This window comes from Scytonema hankhaensis NUACC26 (assembly GCF_045865695.1).
Lineage (GTDB): Bacteria > Cyanobacteriota > Cyanobacteriia > Cyanobacteriales > Nostocaceae > Scytonema.
In genome coordinates this window covers 82090-100796 of the sequence record NZ_BAACAP010000243.1, presented here as the reverse complement: position 1 = coordinate 100796, position 18707 = coordinate 82090, and the positions used below count along the sequence as shown (strand labels likewise).

16 protein-coding genes are annotated in these 18707 nt (G+C 43.0%); 9 read left to right on the top strand and 7 right to left on the bottom strand.

Annotated elements, in window-relative coordinates:
- Positions 1–8: 8 nt before the first annotated feature.
- The 4 genes from ACKTT2_RS42110 to ACKTT2_RS42095 all read right to left on the bottom strand — a co-directional run bounded on the left by ACKTT2_RS42110 (position 9) and on the right by ACKTT2_RS42095 (position 7515).
- Complete coding sequence (locus tag ACKTT2_RS42110; protein WP_407897787.1) at positions 9–2030, bottom strand: N-acetylmuramoyl-L-alanine amidase; 2022 nt, start codon at positions 2028–2030, stop codon at positions 9–11.
- A gap of 772 nt (positions 2031–2802) precedes the next feature.
- Positions 2803–4761, bottom strand: coding sequence for an N-acetylmuramoyl-L-alanine amidase (locus tag ACKTT2_RS42105; protein WP_407897857.1), 1959 nt, complete (start codon positions 4759–4761; stop codon positions 2803–2805).
- Positions 4762–5602: 841 nt separating this feature from the next.
- The gene (locus ACKTT2_RS42100) at positions 5603–7018 is read right to left on the bottom strand and encodes a cation:proton antiporter (protein ID WP_407897785.1); all 1416 of its coding nucleotides are present in this window, start codon (positions 7016–7018) and stop codon (positions 5603–5605) included.
- 65 nt (positions 7019–7083) lie between these two features.
- On the bottom strand, positions 7084–7515 hold the full coding sequence (locus tag ACKTT2_RS42095) for an EVE domain-containing protein (protein WP_407897783.1): 432 nt from the start codon (positions 7513–7515) through the stop codon (positions 7084–7086).
- A gap of 163 nt (positions 7516–7678) precedes the next feature.
- On the opposite strand from ACKTT2_RS42095, the gene ACKTT2_RS42090 reads away from it, so the two are divergent.
- On the top strand, positions 7679–8425 hold the full coding sequence (locus ACKTT2_RS42090; RefSeq protein ID WP_407897781.1) for an SIMPL domain-containing protein: 747 nt from the start codon (positions 7679–7681) through the stop codon (positions 8423–8425).
- 168 nt (positions 8426–8593) lie between these two features.
- Here the strand turns inward: ACKTT2_RS42090 and ACKTT2_RS42085 are convergent, their stop codons facing one another.
- Positions 8594–8956 (bottom strand): single-stranded DNA-binding protein, encoded by a 363-nt coding sequence (locus tag ACKTT2_RS42085; protein ID WP_407897779.1) that lies wholly within the window; start codon positions 8954–8956, stop codon positions 8594–8596.
- Between the two features lie 371 nt (positions 8957–9327).
- Between ACKTT2_RS42085 and ACKTT2_RS42080 the strand changes: the two genes are divergently transcribed.
- The 4 genes from ACKTT2_RS42080 to ribD all read left to right on the top strand — a co-directional run bounded on the left by ACKTT2_RS42080 (position 9328) and on the right by ribD (position 13578).
- On the top strand, positions 9328–10335 hold the full coding sequence (locus ACKTT2_RS42080) for a rod shape-determining protein (protein ID WP_407897777.1): 1008 nt from the start codon (positions 9328–9330) through the stop codon (positions 10333–10335).
- Positions 10336–10435: 100 nt separating this feature from the next.
- Complete coding sequence (gene mreC / locus ACKTT2_RS42075; protein WP_407897774.1) at positions 10436–11248, top strand: rod shape-determining protein MreC; 813 nt, start codon at positions 10436–10438, stop codon at positions 11246–11248.
- A 2-nt stretch (positions 11249–11250) separates the two neighbouring features.
- The gene (gene mreD, locus ACKTT2_RS42070; protein ID WP_407897772.1) at positions 11251–11868 is read left to right on the top strand and encodes a rod shape-determining protein MreD; all 618 of its coding nucleotides are present in this window, start codon (positions 11251–11253) and stop codon (positions 11866–11868) included.
- Positions 11869–12387: 519 nt separating this feature from the next.
- Positions 12388–13578 carry a bifunctional diaminohydroxyphosphoribosylaminopyrimidine deaminase/5-amino-6-(5-phosphoribosylamino)uracil reductase RibD gene (ribD, locus tag ACKTT2_RS42065; protein ID WP_407897770.1) on the top strand — a complete coding sequence of 397 codons (1191 nt, stop codon included), beginning with the start codon at positions 12388–12390 and terminating at the stop codon, positions 13576–13578.
- Positions 13579–13627: 49 nt separating this feature from the next.
- Here ribD and ACKTT2_RS42060 read toward each other — a convergent pair whose 3' ends face one another.
- Positions 13628–13858, bottom strand: coding sequence for a hypothetical protein (locus ACKTT2_RS42060; protein WP_407897768.1), 231 nt, complete (start codon positions 13856–13858; stop codon positions 13628–13630).
- 260 nt (positions 13859–14118) lie between these two features.
- Here ACKTT2_RS42060 and ACKTT2_RS42055 point away from each other — a divergent pair, with 260 nt between their 5' ends.
- The 3 genes from ACKTT2_RS42055 to ACKTT2_RS42045 all read left to right on the top strand — a co-directional run bounded on the left by ACKTT2_RS42055 (position 14119) and on the right by ACKTT2_RS42045 (position 15451).
- Positions 14119–14448, top strand: a complete 330-nt coding sequence (locus ACKTT2_RS42055) for a hypothetical protein (RefSeq protein WP_407897766.1) — start codon at positions 14119–14121, stop codon at positions 14446–14448.
- 182 nt (positions 14449–14630) lie between these two features.
- Positions 14631–14978, top strand: a complete 348-nt coding sequence (locus tag ACKTT2_RS42050; protein ID WP_407897764.1) for a YtxH domain-containing protein — start codon at positions 14631–14633, stop codon at positions 14976–14978.
- A 14-nt stretch (positions 14979–14992) separates the two neighbouring features.
- A complete protein-coding gene (locus ACKTT2_RS42045; protein WP_407897762.1) occupies positions 14993–15451 on the top strand; it encodes a hypothetical protein in 459 nt (152 codons plus the stop codon).
- Between the two features lie 451 nt (positions 15452–15902).
- On the opposite strand, the gene ACKTT2_RS42040 is transcribed toward ACKTT2_RS42045, so the two are convergent.
- Positions 15903–17489: an NCS2 family permease gene (locus ACKTT2_RS42040; protein WP_407897760.1), complete on the bottom strand. Its 1587-nt coding sequence runs from the start codon at positions 17487–17489 to the stop codon at positions 15903–15905.
- A gap of 336 nt (positions 17490–17825) precedes the next feature.
- On the opposite strand from ACKTT2_RS42040, the gene ACKTT2_RS42035 reads away from it, so the two are divergent.
- Positions 17826–18635: a TPM domain-containing protein gene (locus ACKTT2_RS42035; protein ID WP_407897758.1), complete on the top strand. Its 810-nt coding sequence runs from the start codon at positions 17826–17828 to the stop codon at positions 18633–18635.
- The last annotated feature ends 72 nt before the right edge of the window (positions 18636–18707 follow it).

The window sequence follows — 18707 nt, the reverse complement described above, 5'->3', positions numbered from 1 at the left end:
ACTATTAACTATCTTTGACGTAAGTACCGAAGTATACCTTGAGCGATCGCATCCGCCATGCGATTTTGGTATTCGGGGCTTCCCAATCTGGGATTATCCTCTACACCAGTCATATAGCCAGTTTCTACTAAAATTGAAGGCATAGAACTTTTTCTAAGAACGTAAAATCGAGCTTTCCGTACTCCTCTGTTTTTGAGACTTGGGATGCTTTCAAGGATAGTATTATGGACGACACGAGCGAGATCGTAACCGCTGTCATAGTAATACGTTTCTAAACCATTAACATCAGGACGACCATCAATAGAGTTAGAGTGAACGCTAACAAACAAATCGGCATTCGCTCTGTCTGCTATATCTACCCGTCCTTGAAGTTCTACAAAATAGTCAGAATTACGAGTCAGCATGACTTGTACGCCGTTTTGCTCCAAAACAGATGCTACCCTTTGACTGATAGGTAGAACTACGTTCTTTTCCAGCAATCCACCAATACCAGGAGCACCAGAATCTTTACCACCATGTCCGGGGTCAACAACAATTACAACGCGCCCATTAGGTGCTCTTCGTCGTGCTACTGGCTGTCTGCCATAAGTTGGATTGATTGTCATCGGTCCGTTAGGCATGGGTTGCGGATACGATGGTCTTGCTAAAGGCGGTAAAGAAAATGGAGAAGTTACCGAACGAGTGCGCTGTAATTGTAGTGATAAAACTCGCTCTGTTAGTTGATTGAGTTGTCCAATTCGCACGCCCGGTGCTGGTTGAACGTACATAACAACTGTACGAGAATCTTTCTGTTGCAGTCGAATGCGAAAAATGGGGCTGCTTGCATCCAAACTGGGACCTTTGACGGGAGTTGCTAATTTAGCGTTGGGTATCGTGATTCTAAAAAATCCAGACGATCTATCCCAATTACTATCAATATATCCTAGAGCACCATCAGCTTTGATAAATAGCTGTGCGCCTGCACTCCCTAATTCTATGGATTGAATTGTAGATAGCGAGTCATTTGTACTTTCGTATGAACGCGGGTTATTGTCGGAGTAACGGGGTGAGTTACTATCATCATTATTTCTATCTGAATAACGACGCGAGTTACTGTCATCATTATTTCTACTGTTATTCTCTGCTACTCTCACTCCGTTACTATTTGGCAGAATTACCAAATCGCCATTAGAGTCAACATTTGTTCCCCAGTCTGGACTATCTTTTTCTACCCATAATGTCATTCGGACACCAGGTGGCTCACTTCTGAGGTCGGTAAATTCTATGTGTCTGACACCATGTTTGTTAACAGGTATATCCCGCATTGCGAAATCAGATGATAAAGCAGCACCAGAGATGTCAATATTGATAGCACTCTTATCCTTGCTGCGAAACATCTTTACCTTGGGAATGCTACCACTGGTACGGACAAACAACCCATCACCCGTGACACGTAAGTTTTCAATTTGAGCCATAGCTCCGGCAAGATTACTATTAGTACGACTACTAATAATGGTTCGTCTTGGAAGTGGCTCAATGTTTGTATTGGCAACGGGTTCTTTGTATAAATTAGCATTTGGTTCCTGTCTTTGTGCTGTATTGGAGTTAGGCTTAACAACACTGTAAACATTGAGTGAAGAGGGAACTCCTTGTTCGGCTTCTGGCGTCGGTAATTGTACGAACCAACGACTGGGAGTTCTTCCCTCAAATTTCACTTGCTTTGGATCGAGGCTATAACCAGGACTTAGTTCTACAACAAGACGAGTTGTTTGTTCGTCTAATTGTCCAATACGGATAATGCGAATAGCACCACCAACTTGCTGTATCAGCTGGCGGCGTTCAAATTTTACTCCAGGCAAATCGATGACTAAGCGAGTTGGGTTAAAAATAAGTTGCGCCTGGGGTTGAACGGGTCCCTCTGTGCGAAATTCTAATCGGTTTAGATCGCGATCGTATCGCCAGGATTGCAGTTTTGCTGCTTGTGCTGGCGACGAAGCTATGAACACTGCACTTGTTGCAACAGCACCAGATAACAGCCAGTTAATTTTCACAATTTTTCTCCAGATTCGTACTTATAAGAGCTGTCAAAATGCCAAAGCTTTGGTAAAGACTCATACCGTCACCGCTCAGCATTATTAAGAAAGTCACTTTAGAAGTAAAGCTTGCGCTTAGTTCTTAGCGGATGAAATTTATAAGAATGAAGGATAAAGAATGAAAAAAGTAGTATAACTCGGTACAAATCTTTAATTTTTTTGTGGAATTTACTCATATTTCATACTTCACACTTCATATGCTCGATACAGTTGACTGATATGGTACCGATTCACAGACACCACTGATATATAACTGAAAAAATATAAATACTTGGGTTGAACTCGCGAAAACCCTTATCAGTCACTATAAGTTATGGAAAATGTTACCATTACAAAGTTTATCTCAAAGGGTCAGTTGTCTATTTATTCTTTTTATAGTCCCCTCTTGAAAATGGGAACTGGGGATTGGCGATTGGGGACTAGGGAAGAGAGGTTTTCACGAGCGGTTGTGTAATATATCATATGACCGTCAATCTTTAAAGTGACAAAAGTCAGAAGTTATGAATTTTTTGGCAATCCTGGGTCTTATAACCGTACTCATATCCATCACCATCTGGTAAGTTAAGTGTGATGTCACACATTATTCCCACTTTGAAGTCTAAAGAAACACTTTTTACAGAATATATATAAAAGAATATGGGCTATTACCAAGAGCGCGATCGCGCTCTTGGTAATAGCCCATCGAAAATTTATTTTTTCTCAGAGGACAAAATAAACGGTCATGCGTCCGTTATCTTTGTCTGAGGTACTCTACAATACCATTCGCGATCGCCTCTGCCATTTGATTTTGGTACAGGCGGTTACCTAGCTTAGCAGCGTCCTCACGACCAGTTAAGTAACCTGTTTCTACAAGAATCGAAGGCATAGAACTTTTTCTAAGGACATAAAATCTTGCTTTTCGGACTCCTCGGTCTCTAACATTAACACTGCGGAGAATACTGCTGTGAACAGTTCTCGCTAGACTTAAACCGCTATCGTAATAATATGTTTCCAAACCACTCACATCTGGACGCCCTGCTCCTGCTGAGTTAGCATGGATACTAACAAACACATCAGCATTTACCTTATCTGCTATGTCAACCCGCCCTTGGAGACTTACAAAGTAGTCAGAATTTCGGGTTAGCACTGCTTGTACGCCTTTTTGCTGCAAAAGTTCAGCTATTCTCGAGCTAATGGGTAAAATAACGTCCTTCTCTTGAATTCCTCCAATACCAAGTGCGCCCGGATCTTGTCCGCCATGTCCGGGGTCAACAACAATAATGACTTTTCCTTTGGGGACGCGAGGACTTCGAGATGGAAGCGTAGCCGACCTCGGTGGTAGAGGTTGTGGGGTGGTTCGGGATATAGGCGGTAAGCCTGTAGGAGGCAATATTGTACGGGTGCGTTCTAATTCTAGAGCTAGCAGGCGCTCGTTTGATTGGTTGAGTTGTCCAAATCTCACTCCTGATGCGGGTTGAACGTATATAACTACTGTACGGGAATCTTGCTGTTGCAAGCGGACTCGCAAAATGGGGCTGCTAGCACTAAAATCTGGACCTTTGACTGAAGGAGCTAACTTAGCATTGGGAATAGTAATTCGGTAGAAACCAGAAGCCCTTTCCCAACCACTGGTAGCAGATGATAAAGTACGATCGCCTTTAATCAGCAGTTGAGTTCCAGCAACATCCACTGACTGAATTGTCGCAATGGAGTCGTTGCTTGATGATTCTGGCAAAGGTATAGATCGACTCTCACTTGGAGAGTTTAAATTATTTGAATAATTTTCTCTAGAGGAGTTATTCGCAAAACGATTGGGTAGCAGCACCAAACCACTACTACTACCACCTTGGCTCGTACTAACTCGCCAATCAGGGCTACCGCGATCGACTCGTAACGTTAATCTTACAGTTGGTCTTGCTGTTCTCAGTTGGTTAAACTCAATGCGGTTTATCCCATACTGGTTAGCTTTAACATCTGGCTGGGAAAAATTGGACGCTAGGGTAGCACTGGGGATATCAACAAAAATAGTAGAGCGATCGCGACTGCGAATAATTTGAAATTTGGGTATTTCTCCATTTATACGGACAAATAAACCGTCCCCCGTGACTTGCAAGCTCTCAATTTGAGTTGTAGCTTCAGGGATAGTCACAACTTGTTTTGAAAACTCTGGTTTGTTTTCCTGCGAGTCTACCGTGACAACGCTGTAAACATTTTTCAGAGATGAAACATTTCTGGGAGGTAAAACAGTTCTGGGAGGTAAAACAGTTCTGGAAGTTGTAATTTTAACTTCCTCACTTTCATTCGAGGTTGCTATTTGCTCAGTTTGTGGTTTTGGTAATTGTACTATCCAGCGACTGGCAGTTTTTCCCTCAAATTTCACTTGTTTTGGATCGAGAGTATAACCCGGACTCAACTCGACAACAACACGAGTTATCGCTTTCTCAAATTGACCGATCCGAACAGCGCGTATAGCACCGCCAACTGATTTTGTCAATTGTGGACGCCCAAATTCAATTCCTGGCAAATCGATAACCAAGCGCGTGGGGTTAAAAACCAGTTGCGCTCGAGGTTGAACAGCACCTTCGGTATTGATTTCCAATCTATTTTGATTAGCATCAAAACGCCAAGACTGTAACTTCGCTGCTTCCGCAGGCGCAGCCAGCATACATAATGAAGTAGTTACAAAGGTACCAGGTAGTAACCAGTGCATTTTCACAGTGTTTTCTCCTGATTCGCATTCATAGAGCCGTCAAAATTTCAAAGTGTTAGCACATCCTCACACTATCACCGCCCACACCTGGTTTTAATGCTGAAAGCATCAAATCCTTACTAGGAATTGGAATAGTGGCGTCGAATCTAGTATGTCCACCCTATTTACTATGCCGTTATGACATCAAAAAAGTCCATTTTTCTAAAACACTAGACTACACTAACTAATGAGATAACCAGCATTTTTAACAGCAGTCAATCCCTATAGGTAACACTTGAATCGACAAGGGATTTATCGAGTTGTGTAATTTTTGGTATTTGATGCACCAACTGACAATTGTTGGCTGCTATTTTCCATTGTGGTATTGACTTTTAAGTCCTACTGTATTAAAGGCTAGAGAATATCTAGGGTTGAACTAGAGAGCAGCGGAATGGAAGGACAAAAAGAACATACCTAAAGTCGATTCTTTTTAGAAAAACTTCTAAAAATTCCATCTCTGGAGACGTAGTTTTGGGAACGGAAGTTCCTTGAGGATTGGGGATTGGGGAACTCGGGGCCCCCTCTGGGGATAAGGGGCAATGAGGACTGGCGATTGGGGAACTCGGGGCCCCCTCTGGGGATAAGGGGTAATGGCGATTGGCGATTGGGGAACTCGGGGCCCCCTCTGGGGATAAGGGGCAATGGGGATTGGAGATTGGGGAACTCGGGGCCCCCTCTGGGGATAAGGGGTAATGGCGATTGGCGATTGGCGATTGGCGATTGGGAAAAAAGCCCGTTCTACCCTGTCCCTCCTGTCTCCCCAGTCCCTGGTCTCTAGTCCCTAGTCCCTAGTCCCCAGTCCCTAGTCCCTCTTCTCTACAAGAGAATTGCTACCAGAACCGTCAAAAACTAATTTTTCTGTATCGGTAGCTGTCTCATCGGGTTCTGGAAATACAAATCTTAACAAAGGTGGGGCTAAAAATGTTGTCAGAATAACCATCATAATTATTGCTGCCTCTAAAGGTTTGGAGAGAACTCCTGTAGAGGAGCCAATACCAAGAAAAACTAATCCTACCTCACCTCGAGGGATCATTCCAACACCAATTGCCAAACGATTGACTTGAGGGATTCCAAAAACACTCAAACCCGTGGCAACTTTCCCAATAATCGCAACAGTAATCAGGAAGATTGCCATGACTAAGCCCTCACGATTGGCGGGAATCGCTGGATTTAGCACCCCCAAATCGGTTCTTGCACCAACGGTGACAAAGAAAATAGGGACTAGTAAGTCAGCAATAGGCGTGACTTGTTTTTGCAGTTGGACGCGCTCGTCGGTCTCATCTAAAACTAACCCAGCAGCAAAAGAACCTAAAATGGCTTCTAGCTGTATAACAGCCGCAAGGTACGCCATCATATAGGAAAAGGTGAATGCTGGTATCACTAATTCACCACGAGTTTTTAACTTTTTAGCGATCGCGACAAAAGTCTTACTAAAAACCTTACCTAGGACAATCGATCCTATAAGGAAAGAGGTAGCGCTAATCAGCAAGTAAACGACTTTACCCAAATCCACCGTGCCTTCTTTAGCAAGGCTTGCGACCACTGCCAGAATTATAATTCCCAGCACATCATCAATAACGGCAGCACCCAAAATTATTTGTCCTTCTTTTGAATTGAGACGCCCCAATTCTGACAAGACTTTGGAAGTGATACCTATACTGGTAGCCGTGAGAGCCGCCCCAGCAAAAATTGCGGGTACAGTTGAGATGCCAAATAAAGCCATTAAGCCAGCCGTACCAGCAGCAAAGGGTAAAACTACTCCTACGCATGCGACGACAGTAGCTTGTATTCCAACTGCCATCAAGTCTTTGATGTTCGACTCTAAGCCGATTTCAAACAGAAGAACAATAACACCCAATTCTGATAATATAGTCAGAACTTCAGACTGTGCTGCAAACACTGCATCAACTGCATCTGGATTCAGACCAGCTGTAGTTTGGAGGAAGCTCATAATCAGAGAGCTAGAACTGTCCGCGCCCCCTTCAGGAAACACCAAAAGATGTAGCCCTGAAACTCCAACAACTACGCCAGCTACAAGTTCACCCAAAACAGGAGGTAAACCTATGCGGTTGGATAACTCTCCACCAACTTTACTGGCAAGATAGATACTAACTAAACTGAGCAGCACTGCTGCCAGAACCATTGAACTATCTGCTGCTTCTGTTGCGGTTGCTAACAGAGGTAATGGGAATGAGAAGGTTGTTAAACTTAACTGCATTGGTTACCAAAAAAAACCCTTCTCTTTAATTTACAAGTTTGTTGAGAGCAACTATCATTCATGGGTTAAGAAAACGACTGAATTAACCGATCGCTCTTCGTTAATTGTAGAAGGCGTTGCCAGTAAAACTCTGATACAGGCACTACAGATAGTCGAGGAAGCCTCAACAAATCAAAGTTTTCAAAATGGCTATCAAGTTTTATTTCGGATAAAGTCACTGGATGCTTGACCTTCTGCACTGCTTTTAACCGCACAACAACTCGTTTGGCATCATCTAATTTTGGATCGGGGTAGGGCAGGCTCACAACTTCTGCGATACCAACAACCTGTCGCTCTTTGCCTGTGTGGTAGATAAATGCCAGCTCGCCAATTTTCATTGTCCGTAGATGCTTGAGAGCTAAAGCGTTGTTCACTCCATCCCAAACTCCCTCACCATCTTTTTCTAGATGGCTATAAGAGTACTCTTCTGGTTCAGTTTTCAGCAACCAGTATGCCATTTTCAGTTTCCAAAAACGTAACTACACTGCTTTTTGATTTTATCAATGCCAAATTAACAACATATCTTACTGCAAGATTCATAGGGTAGGCATCTCTAGGTAAGGGGTGGAAGCTACCATTTTGGACTAACTTAATTTTCTCTAAATCGTTGAGGAGTGAAAAATGAATACCGTTACGTTTGGTTCTCGATTGAATCCCAGAAATCTATGGAAAACTGTACCTATAGCTTTGCTTTTATGTGTCACTCTTTCCCAATCTACTTTGGCACAAGAGAAACAAAGAATGTTGCGGACTTTAACTGTTAGCGGTCGCGGAACGCAAGAGATTCCTACAACTTTATCTCAAATTACTTTAGGAGTGGAAGTTCAGGGGAAAACAGCACAAGAAGTTCAGAAAGAAGCAGCTAGGCGATCGTCAGATGTGGTAGAACTTTTGAAAACTCGAAAAGTTGAGAAATTACAAACTACAGGTATTAGTCTTAACCCAGTTTACAGCTACAATAATAACGTACAACGTCTAACTGGGTATACAGCAACTAACACTGTAAGTTTTCGTTTGCCTACCGAACGTGCTGGTACTTTATTAGATGAAGCTGTCAAGGTTGGGGCAACACAAATTAACAGCATCAGTTTTACTGCTAGCGAAGATGCTCTTGCTATTGCCAAACAACAAGCCCTTAAAGAAGCAACTCAAGATGCACAACAGCAAGCGGGTGCTGTTTTGAGTGCATTAGGATTCCAAGCCAAAGAAGTTGTTAGTATTGAAGTCAATGGGGCAAATGCGCCAACGCCACCACCAAGACCGTTCAGAGCAGAGGTAGGACAGTTGGCGGCAAAAGATGCTTCCACTCCTATAGTTGGTGGCGAGCAACAAGTGGAAGCTACAGTAACATTGCAAATTAGTTATTAGTTTAGGGATGTCCAAGAAATAAATTATCCATATTGTGGTACGGGCGTCCTCGCCCGTCACTAATAAAGAATGGGCGAGGACGCCCGTACCACAAGAGAAAGTTGGTTATTTTTTTATTTGGAAGTCCCTTAGTGGTTGAATGATAAGTCAGACGCCTATCCTACACCATCAACCAAAACGATCGGGATTGCTATCGATTCCGTCAGTTTCGACATCTTTCTTGGAACCAAGTAACTCTAGCTTGTCCACGCGGATAACGGGCGAAGAGCGTTTATTGCCGTTCTGGTCAACCCAAGAATCGAGTTTGAGGGAACCTTTAACGCCAATTAGACTACCTTTTTTCACATAATCGGTGGCAACTCGTGCTTCGTTTCCCCAAAGTTCTAAGTTAAACCAATCGGGTTCATCACTTCTACTAGTGGGGCGTCTGACAGCTAGAGAAAACTGACATTTCATTTTCCCTGTTTCGAAACAAGTTAGCTTAGGGTCCATGCCAGCACGACCCACTAAAGTAACAATGTTAATACTCAAAATCGTCCTCCTTCAGTACAGATGTACTTGTTAAGTTTGACTACTATGATAGCGAATTACATCGCTAAAAAAATATTGTTAAATAAATAACAATTATAAATACTGAGAGAACTGATGAAAAATATTTTGTGTAAACTACAAAAGCATACGGATACACATATGAAGCTAAAGAATATAAAACAGTAGAAGCTTGGGGCTGGTTGAAGGAATAAAAAAAAATATATGAAAAGATATTCTGCTTTACTAGACTCAGGGCAAAATACGTAATAGAATCCAGCACGATTCTCTCTTGCGTTTGTAGTAAAAAGTATTGGAATTAGGGGGCGTAGAGACGCGTGGGTCTTTTTAGTAAATTTTCCTTATCGCGGGATATGGGTATCGACCTCGGTACTGCCAACACCCTTGTATATGTATCTGGTAAAGGGATTGTTCTTCAAGAACCTTCTGTAGTGGCGATCGATCAAAACGAGAAAGTTGCCTTAGCAGTGGGAGAAGAAGCAAAAAAAATGCTCGGTCGAACACCAGGGAATGTAATTGCCTTACGTCCCTTACGGGATGGTGTAATTGCTGACTTTGACACGGCTGAGTTGATGTTAAAAAGTTTTATTCAGCGAGTTAACGAAGGTAAAGCCTTAGTTTTACCCCGTATAGTCATAGGTATTCCTAGTGGAGTCACAGGGGTCGAAAGACGAGCTGTGATGGACGCTGCTACTCAAGCGGGCGCACGAGAAGTTTACCTCATTGATGAACCTGTGGCTGCAGCTATTGGGGCTGGGTTACCTGTGGCAGAACCAACTGGCAATATGATTATTGATATTGGTGGTGGGACAACAGAAGTCGCAGTGCTCAGTCTTCAAGGTACGGTACTTTCAGAATCAGTACGCATCGCTGGAGATGAACTGACGGAAGCTATCATGCAGTATATGAAGAAAGTTCATAACTTAGTGATTGGAGAACGAACTGCGGAAGATATCAAAATTCGCATTGGTTCGGCGTATCCCACTCACGATGATGATGACGCCATTATGGAAGTTAGAGGTTTACACCTGCTTTCTGGTTTACCGCGAACTGTAACCATTAAAGGTCCAGAAATTCGCGAAAGTATGTCCGAACCACTGTCAGTCATCATAGAAGCGGTGAAGCGAACCCTGGAACGGACACCTCCGGAACTAGCAGCAGATATCATCGACCGAGGAATTATGCTTGCTGGTGGAGGCGCGTTACTTAAAGGGTTAGATACCCTTATTAGTCATGAAACGGGTATAGTTACACACGTTGCTGCCGATCCATTAAGCTGTGTGGTTTTGGGAACAGGACGGGTGTTAGAAAACTTCAAACAATTGGAACGTGTATTTAGTGGACGTTCTCGAAATATGTAAAACAATAGATTTTCAGATATGGAGTTCTATATTTATTCTATATTTATTATAGATATAGAATTCTTTATCTTATGTAAAGTTACGGCTAGAGAAGGTTATTATGTTTACAGCACGCCGCTGGTGGGAGCGTAGAGGATTACAAATTGGTTTGTTAGGTATAGTTATCGGTGGTGCTTGGGTGCTCAGACAAACCCAAGGTGCGCTTCTTATCGAAGTTTACGAGGGTATCACTCGTCCGTTCCAGATGTTGCAAACAGCATCAGCACCAGAAGAACGTTCCGGAGACACTCCTAAAGTATTAGAACTTCAAACCCGCATACAAGATTTAGAAAATCAAAATAAAAAATTAAAACAGTTATTGAGTTATGTAGAAAAGCAGCCTTTATCAGCACGCCCAATTCCCGCTAGGGTTGTAGGGCGAAGTGCTGATAATTGGTGGCAACAAGTTACCCTCAATCGCGGTGCGATCGCCGGAATTAAAGAAGGTTATGTTGTTAAAGCTGATGGTGGGTTAGTAGGTTTAGTAGAAAGTGTCACTCCTAACACGAGTCGCGTGCTGCTCATTAGCGACCTCAAGAGCCAAGTAGGTGTCACCGTTACCCGCACTGGTGCTAAAGGCGTATTGCGGGGAGATGCTTCTGCAGATGCCGTGCTGGAGTTTTATGAAAAAGTTCCAAATGTCAAACCTGGAGATTTGGTTGCTACGTCTACTTATAGCCAAAAATTTCCATCAGGTTTAGCTGTAGGAAAGGTGAAATCTTTAGATTTGAAAAAATTACCCGCTTCAGTGGCAAAAGTAGAACTTTTCCCTCCCATACGGTCCTTAGATTGGGTAGCTGTCTACCCCAAGCCTGAAAACGTAGAGCCAGAAAAACCCACTTCAGAAAATACACAGTTAGAAAAAACTAATTAAAGATGCAATTTATACAATTAAATGGTGGCAGGCAGCACAAACCAAAACCAAAAAAGCGAAAATCTAGAGTAAAAATTAGTCCGCTTTCTCGTTGGAATCCCTTTCTACGTCAAGTGGTTGATTGGGCGATTACAGCTGGGTCAGCATTCATATGCTTAATGATACTTCCTACCCGTTTTCCCGGTATGGAATTGTTAGGCATAGGACCTAATTGGACTGTGATTTGGGTAGTTGTCTGGAGCGTAAAACGTACAACCTTTCAAGGAATCTGTGCCGGGATAATTTTAGGGCTGTTACAAGATGCTATGACTTCACCAGACCCAACTCATGCTTTGAGTTTAGGTATTGTGGGGGGGCTTACGGGAATGCTCCAAAAACAACGTTTTATTCAAGAAGATTTTATTTCTATTGCCTTAATTGCATTTGGTATGGCAGTTCTGGCAGAAACAATTTTTGCGTCACAGTTAACTTTAATGGGCAATGCTGTGGCGGCAGATATCTGGGCTTATTTCCAGAAAGTTGCCCTTGCTTCTGCTATTCTTAGTAGTCTATGGGCACCAGTTGTCTATTTTCCTTTGAATCGTTGGTGGCAAAACTTTAAGCTAGCTGAACAGTTGTGAAAATGGTTAGTGGTTAGTGGTGTAGGACAGGCGTCTCGCCTGTCATCGTTAGTTAGTAGGGTGGGCATTGCCCACCATGTGATGTTGTAGGGCATAGCCCCACCTACTAGCAACTAACAAGTGGCGGAGTGTGAGTATTTTGGGTATGTATGCCCAGACAGGAGTGAAGCGCTATAACAAACCCGGTTTTCTTAAGAAGCTGGGTTTATTGTTTGTGGGCTTCCAATCTTGTGGTGCTTTGCATCTTGCCCGCAAGTCATTAAAGGCGGGCGAGGACGCCCACACTACAGTTATGAAAAGCGGGCGAGGACGCCCACACTACAGTTATGAAAGGCGGGCGAGGACGCCCGCACTACAGTTATGAAAGGCGGGCGAGGACGCCCACACTACAGTTATGAAAGGCGGGCGAGGACGCCCGCACTACAGTTATGAAAGGCGGGCGAGGACGCCCACACTACTAACTTTTTGTAGAGCTCTAAGGTAACCTGTTGGAATGGAATAGTTATAAAGTTATTTTGTATGAATAACTCCCCATTGCTTCCTCAACAGGACATCTTACAATTTAATGAAACTCAAGTCGTGTCAGAAATTGGACAAAATTCACAAGTAGTGCCAACTGTAGGAACTAATTTTGACCGGGCTATGATGCAACGGTGTGTGGAATTAGCCCGCTTAGCCCTAGGAAGGACTTCTCCAAACCCCATGGTAGGAGCAGTTATTGTTAAAGATGGAAAGATTGTGGGGGAAGGATTTCATCCCCGTGCTGGCGAGCCTCATGCAGAAGTTTTTGCATTAAAAGCAGCTGGTGACGATGCTCGTGGTGCTACTATTTACGTTAGTCTCGAACCGTGCAATCACCACGGGAGGACTCCCCCGTGTTCGGAGGCATTAGTTGCTGCTGGGGTGTCTAAAGTTGTGGTAGGTATGGTCGATCCCAACCCACTTGTCGCGGGTGGTGGTATTGCTCGTCTGCGTGCAGCGGGAATAGAAGTTTTGACTGGAGTTGAGGAGGAAGCTTGTCAGAAGTTGAATGAGGGCTTTGTCCATCGCATTCTTTACAAACGACCTTTTGGGATTTTGAAGTATGCCATGACCTTAGATGGTAAAATTGCCACTTCTACAGGTCACAGTGCTTGGATCACAAGTCAAGCTGCTCGCTATCGAGTTCATCAAGTTAGAGCGGCTTGTGATGCAGTTATTGTTGGTGGTAATACAGTTAGACACGACAATCCCCATCTTACTAGCCATCAAGAAGGAGCACACAATCCTCTGCGTGTTGTGATGAGTCGCCGTCTTGAATTACCTGAAAAAGCTCACTTGTGGCAAACTTCTGAGGCTCCCACTTTAGTTTTAACAGAACTAGGTGCTAACCCTAGCTTTCAAGAACTGTTACGTAAGCTTGGGGTGGAAGTGGTGGAATTAACACCACTCACACCAACTCGGGCAATGGCTTACTTGTATGACCGGGGTTTTTGCAGCGTCCTTTGGGAGTGTGGTGGGGTTTTAGCTGCTAGTGCGATCGCTGAAGGAGCCGTGCAAAAAGTTCTTGCCTTTATTGCTCCTAAAATCATCGGTGGGAACAATGCTCCTACACCCGTGGGCGATCTTGGTTTTAGCACCATGACCGAAGCGTTATCTTTAGAACGTGTAGAGATGCGAGTTGTGGGTTCTGATTGTGTAGTGGAGGGTTATTTATCTACCAATCATTAGTTATCGCTCACCAATCGCCGGTCACTGGTCACTGGTCACTGGTCACTGGTCACTGGTCACTGGTCACTGGTCGGCGTTCTTGGGCCATATCCCGAATCAGGGTTAAACGGGATTTGATATAGTCGCTCAAGAAACCGGTTTCATGATGGTCTAGCAGAGCTTGGGTTGTGGTTTGCTTTACTAACCATTGCACCAAGGTGGCGTCATCAAGCTGTAAAAGCGTCTTGGTTTGGGCGGTTTCTACCACAGACCAAAGTTGACGCATAATCGTAGGAGTCATTCGACCTCCATTTAAACATTAGCCTAGCTGTTTTCAGAATACACAATTCCGGCAATTGCTTCCGGTGTGAATGTACAACATGACACAAGTGTTATTGAAAATTTAATATATCGAGTTATAAGTTGATAATGGTTAATAATGTATAAGTTTCACTGATATTTTAGCTACTACCAGAGAAAAAATTGTTTTTTTGGATAACTTTAAATTCTATCGCTTTTAGCGATCTTAAACTAGCTACTAAGGGTGCAAAAAGATAATATATGGTCACCGTTATTGTTGTGCTTAATATGCTCATATCTCTGACGCTTTTCTATATGGCTTGGCAAATTTGGCTGCTAAAACGGCGAGTGGCAAGAATTGCTGATATTTTAAGTGCTGCCGAACGCAGTACTCATGCTGTATTACATAAAGCTCCTACAGCAATTTACGTAGGTCAGAGAAATATTCATAACTTACGCCAAGGAAACCAACCAAAACAATTACAAATTCAACAGGTAAGGGAAATTTTTAGTCTTCTTGCTTTTGGTGAAAAAATATGGCGTCGTTACTTTTTTAGATTCCAAAGAATACGTGTAAAACAAAGAATTTAAAATTTAGGCATTTTCAAATTCTCAGAATTTCAGTAGAATTATCACTATAGATAGTTACTAAAAAAACACAAAGAGAGTAATAGCAACCTTTTGCCGTCACAAATTGTCAACAGAATTATAAAGTTGGGATTTCGCAAAGTATGGAAACCCACATAGAATGTGTATAAGGAGAAAAAAAGCAAATGTCTAACAACCGTTCAGGATTATTTTTCGGTGGATTAATGTTAGGATCTGCCATTGGTACCCTAACCGGATTACTCTTGGCACCTCGCACGGGACGTGAAACACGACAGCTATTAAGAAAATCTGCCAGTGCTCTACCAGAATTAGCAGAAGATATTTCAACAAGTGTTCAAATGCAGGCAGACCGCCTATCTGCTAACGCACGTACTAATTGGGATGAAACACTAGATCGATTGCGAGATGCGATCGCAGCCGGTATAGACGCTTCCCAGAGAGAAAGCCAAGTTTTAAAGCGGCACAACACAGAACAAAACTCAGATCCTGTTACACCACATTTAGATAGCTAGTAAACGATACCAAAGTGATTGACCCCCTTTTTTGGCTAGGACTATCTATACTTCTAGTGGCCGCTAGCCTTACTGCGGTTTTGGTAGCGGCTCTACCCGCGTTACTAGAAGTAGCACGGGCTGCTCGGAGTGCAGAAAAATTATTTGACACCCTTTCAAGAGAGTTACCATCAACTTTAGAAGCCATTCGTCTGACAAGCTTAGAAATCACTGATTTAACTGATGATGTCAGTCAAGGAGTCAAAAGCGCTGGTCAAGTTGTCCAGCAAGTCGATCGAAGTTTAGATAGCGCCAAACAACAAGCGCAAAGCGTTCAAGTCGGAACCCGCAGTATTGTGGTAGGGATGAAAGCTGCTTGGAAGACCTTCACACGTTCAAAACCTTCAAGAAGAACAGTCGAGCGTTTGCCTCAATCTCAGAAAGCGCAACTGTCATTGCAAGAACGAGAAGCTCGGCGTATCAGCGATCGGTAACCAGTGACCACCTGACCAGTGACCACCTGACCAGTGACCACCTGACCAGTGACCACCTGACCAGTGACCAGGGATTAATCGACCCTGATAGTTGAAATAAAAAATATCTCAAAATTTCTTGTGGGATGGATGATTTCTTGCTTAAAGATTCAGTATGTATGACTCCTGTTTGATTTTTGAAATAGATGTAGGGTGGGCATTGTCACCATATAAAGCTATTGGTGGGCAATGCCCACCCTACAGTACAGAGACTTTTACATAAATGACTTACGATCCCTACAATAAATGGTCATTTAGTCAAAAAAATGCGCCAAATGACAAAGCAGGTAAAAGATACATATATCAACACAGTTAACCAATCTTGCCAGTTACCTGAAAGCGCCATAACAGTCAAGCTATTAATTATTAATCATTATTAAAGAATACCTGGTCACTGGTCACTGGTCACTGGTTACTGTTTATGCCGAACGTGCCACTCAGTATAAAAGAAGAGAATTGCGAGTAAAAGGTAACCAACTGCCCAAGCAACTCCCGTGCCAAAACCTAAATTTACTACAGTATCTGATACAGTCCAACGATAACTGTGCATTAAGCCAAACCAAGAAAGCGCAGCAGCTGCAATAGACCAATAAGCAGCTTTACGAAAATCTCGTTCAATAATATACACTACGATCCCAGCCAAAATCATGGCAGAAAAAATAAAACCTTGCTCTAGAGCAAAAGCACCATCAATATAAGTGTCACTTAACTTAAATGGCTGAATTAACGCTGGTGTTATGGGTTTTTCCGGTGTTCCCAAACCTGCTGCTCTCAGTGCATTTTTAGCGATCAGAGCACCCCAGCCTGCAATACCAGGTAACAACCCGACAACAACAGCAGGAGCATGGTGAGGTGGAGTGGCTGTAAAACCTTGAGCAACAATCACAATCCCAATCCATAATACAATTGCCATTCCAGCTTCAATTGGCACAAAGTAAGAAACTATAGCGACAGTGCCGGTGAGACAAAGCAAACCCATAATAACGCCGTTAAGAACCGAGTAACCAACTCTTGCGCCCAATGCTTTCCAACCAGGATGACCGATATAAATGGTCGTTGGAAAACAGGAACCAAAAACAGCAGCAACTAGCGTACCAATACCATTGGCAGCAAGGCTTGGGGCAGCAGGATAAGTATCTCCAGCAGCTTCAGCGCTTTCTAAATTCTGCAAGCTACCAACAAGGTTAAAAAGCCCCATTGGTAAAATGATACTGAAATATTCCACTAACACTGACCGACTATTCCACAGTTGCCCAATCCATAACCCTGGAATGTAAACCCCAATAGGTTGTACCGCAGCACTAAATTTGGCACTGTCCCAACTGACTAAACCTGTTCCCCATGCAAGACCAACTCCTAAAAGAACTGCTAGCAAACCACCAGGTATGGCAAATCGAACTTTTCCAAAATAAGTAATCAGGATGACGCCTAGGGGAACTAAACCTACAACAGGGCTGGCAAAAGTTCGGAAAAGAAATCCAATGGCAATAAAGGTGATGGCAATACCGCCTAAAGTGGAAAGCATCGCTGCACGTGGAGTCAAGCGCCGAAGAAAATCGCCAATCCACGCACCCGACAGTTCAATCAAACCAGACCCCAAGCAAGCAACAAGCCCCGCTTGCCATGCTAGCTCAGCTGCTTGTTCTGAAGATGCACCTTGTGCGATCGCAGCTAGTCGAACAGGTAACATAACTAAAAAAATATGAGCAAACAGGCTAACTGTGTTAATCCCATAAGGTAAAGCAGTTATGTCATCCCGTTGCTCGCGTTGACCTTTTTGGTAAGCTAACCAACTGTAATAGAAATTGCCTACGATTAAACTGAGAGCTACTCCAGGCAAGATACGTCCATACACTAAGGAAGTAGAAAAGCCAAGCACTCCTTGACAAAGGTTAACAATCAACAAAATTTGAATCAAGTTATCAAGAGCTAATCCGAAGAAACCATCTATGTCTCTACGAATAAACCAACGACTTGCTTTGGGTGTTGCAGTTTCCATTTTTAAATTCTCTGAGAAAAAACATTAGAAATGAAATGGGATTGGGAAGAGGTTAGGTCGTGTAAAAATAAGTATTATTCTCAAAAATAGTCTAAAGATGAGAATCTTTTCGTAGTAGCGTTTGGATTTTAGGATATCAGGATTTGCTTCTGTTGGAATGAGCGCGATCGTTTCCGTGTATTTCTAATCCCCAAGCCTCAACACTCCAAGAAGTTCTATTTGATTTAGAGTGTTAGATTAGATTAAAGTTAAAAAGTGTAAAGAAGTTTCACTTTTCACGTACTCTTTTAAAACAACTCGTTCACTTCTACTGGATATAACCGTATAAAAAAGCTTATGCAGCATAGTATTTGGCGAAGGTTTTTAGCATTTGCAGCAGTACTGTTTTTAGCTGGATCGATTTGGATAACACAATCTTCCAACGCATACGCTTATGACAATCCCGAGTTACTACCGGATACTCCAACCCCAGTTGTAGACTTAGCGAAATCTCTCAACAGCATTCAAGAAGAAAAGCTTGTCAAAGATTTTGAACAATTTGAAGCCGATACGGGCTGGAAACTGCGAGTGTTGACACAATACGATCGCACCCCAGGTCGTGCAGTCATCAACTTTTGGGGTCTAGATGACAAAAGTGTTTTACTTGTTGCTGACTCTCGTGGTGGAAACATACTCAGCTTTAGTGTCGGTGACGCTGTTTATGAATTACTGCCACGTACTTTTTGGATTGAATTGCAGACCCGCTTTGGAAACTTGTACTTTGTGAGAGAACAAGGCGAAGACCAAGCAATCTTACAAGCTATGGAAACAGTGAAAACCTGTTTACTACAAGGAGGTTGCGGCGTTGTTCCGGGATTACCGCGAGAACAGTGGATTCTGACTTTAATTACCTCTACCATTGGAGGGATTATCTGTGGATTAGCCGCTCAACCTCGACGTGAAGGAGAAGTTATTGCTTGGCAATGGGCTTTAATTTTCTCACCTTTGTGGGGAATTTTGTTTCTCGCCTTTGGTATCGGACCAGTTGTTACTAGAACAAGTGATTGGTTACCAGTCATTCGCAATGTTGCAGGGTTTTGCATTGGCGCTTTAGTTGCTTACTTGTCTTTGATTTTCAGTCGTTCTACTCCCAGTGCTGAGTCTTAGTTCAAGAGTACGGGCAAGGATGCCCGTACCACAAGATTTGTATGCTACATGAATGAAGCAGGGATAAAAGCT

Excerpts from the sequence above, each read along its gene's own strand:
- ACKTT2_RS42105 (WP_407897857.1), bottom strand. The coding sequence starts at position 4,761 with ATGCACTGGTTACTACCTGGTACCTTTGTAACTACTTCATTATGTATG.
- ACKTT2_RS42100 (WP_407897785.1), bottom strand. The coding sequence starts at position 7,018 with ATGCAGTTAAGTTTAACAACCTTCTCATTCCCATTACCTCTGTTAGCA.
- ACKTT2_RS42095 (WP_407897783.1), bottom strand. The coding sequence starts at position 7,515 with ATGGCATACTGGTTGCTGAAAACTGAACCAGAAGAGTACTCTTATAGC.
- ACKTT2_RS42090 (WP_407897781.1), top strand. The coding sequence starts at position 7,679 with ATGAATACCGTTACGTTTGGTTCTCGATTGAATCCCAGAAATCTATGG.
- ACKTT2_RS42080 (WP_407897777.1), top strand. The coding sequence starts at position 9,328 with ATGGGTATCGACCTCGGTACTGCCAACACCCTTGTATATGTATCTGGT.
- mreC (WP_407897774.1), top strand. The coding sequence starts at position 10,436 with ATGTTTACAGCACGCCGCTGGTGGGAGCGTAGAGGATTACAAATTGGT.
- mreD (WP_407897772.1), top strand. The coding sequence starts at position 11,251 with ATGCAATTTATACAATTAAATGGTGGCAGGCAGCACAAACCAAAACCA.
- ribD (WP_407897770.1), top strand. The coding sequence starts at position 12,388 with ATGAATAACTCCCCATTGCTTCCTCAACAGGACATCTTACAATTTAAT.
- ACKTT2_RS42060 (WP_407897768.1), bottom strand. The coding sequence starts at position 13,858 with ATGACTCCTACGATTATGCGTCAACTTTGGTCTGTGGTAGAAACCGCC.
- ACKTT2_RS42055 (WP_407897766.1), top strand. The coding sequence starts at position 14,119 with ATGGTCACCGTTATTGTTGTGCTTAATATGCTCATATCTCTGACGCTT.
- ACKTT2_RS42050 (WP_407897764.1), top strand. The coding sequence starts at position 14,631 with ATGTCTAACAACCGTTCAGGATTATTTTTCGGTGGATTAATGTTAGGA.
- ACKTT2_RS42040 (WP_407897760.1), bottom strand. The coding sequence starts at position 17,489 with ATGGAAACTGCAACACCCAAAGCAAGTCGTTGGTTTATTCGTAGAGAC.
- ACKTT2_RS42035 (WP_407897758.1), top strand. The coding sequence starts at position 17,826 with ATGCAGCATAGTATTTGGCGAAGGTTTTTAGCATTTGCAGCAGTACTG.